Annotated in this window: 1 protein-coding gene; it reads right to left on the bottom strand. The window is 69.0% G+C overall.

Going from position 1 to position 897, the window contains the following annotated elements:
- On the bottom strand, positions 1 to 897 hold an 897-nt coding region (locus P8H27_RS20510; RefSeq protein WP_289639598.1), incomplete at both ends, for an acetyl-CoA C-acyltransferase.

The raw sequence follows: 897 nt of genomic DNA, 5'->3' as shown, positions 1-897 counted from the left end.
CGCCAGGGCCACGCCCTGACCGCCGCCGATGCACAGGGTGGCCAGGCCTTTGTGGGCGTCGCGCTTGATCATCTCGTGCAGCAGGGTCACCAGGATCCGGCAGCCGGAGCCGCCGATCGGGTGGCCGATGGCGATGGCGCCGCCGTTGACGTTGACCTTGCTGGCATCCCACTGCAGTTCCTTGCCGACCGCCAGGGCCTGGGCGGCGAAGGCCTCGTTGGCTTCGATCAGATCCAGTTGCTCCAGGCTCCAGCCGGCCTTGGCCAGGCAGCGCCGGGTGGCGGAGACCGGGCCGATGCCCATGATCGCCGGATCGACGCCGGCGTTGGCGTAGCCGGCGATACGGGCCAGCACCGGCAAACCCAGTGCCTGGGCTTTTTCCGCGCTCATCAGCAGCACCGCGGCGGCGCCGTCGTTGAGGCTGGAGGCGTTGCCGGCGGTGACGCTGCCGTCCTGCTTGAACGCCGGCTTGAGCTTGGCCAGGGACTCGGCGCTGGTGCTGGCGCGCGGCTGCTCGTCGCTGGCGAAGGCTACGGGCTCGCCCTTGCGCTGGGGAATCAGGATCGGGGTGATCTCATCGACGAAACGCCCGGCCTCTATGGCGGCGCAGGCCTTGCGCTGCGACTCGGCGGCGAAGGCATCCTGTTCCTCGCGGCTGATGGCGTACTTGTCGACCAGATTCTCGGCGGTGATGCCCATGTGGTAGTCGTTGAAGGCGTCCCACAGACCGTCAGTGATCATGCTGTCGACCAGCTGGGCATGGCCCATGCGCAGGCCGGTGCGGGCCTTGGGCATGACATAGGGCGCCAGGCTCATGTTCTCCATGCCGCCGGCGATGACCACCTCGGCGTCGCCGCAGCGAATCGCCTGGGCGCCCAGGTGCAGGGCCTTGAGGCC

It is taken from the genome of Pseudomonas sp. sp1636, from assembly GCF_030376615.1.
GTDB lineage: Bacteria > Pseudomonadota > Gammaproteobacteria > Pseudomonadales > Pseudomonadaceae > Aquipseudomonas.
This window is presented reverse-complemented; position numbering and strand designations above follow the sequence as displayed.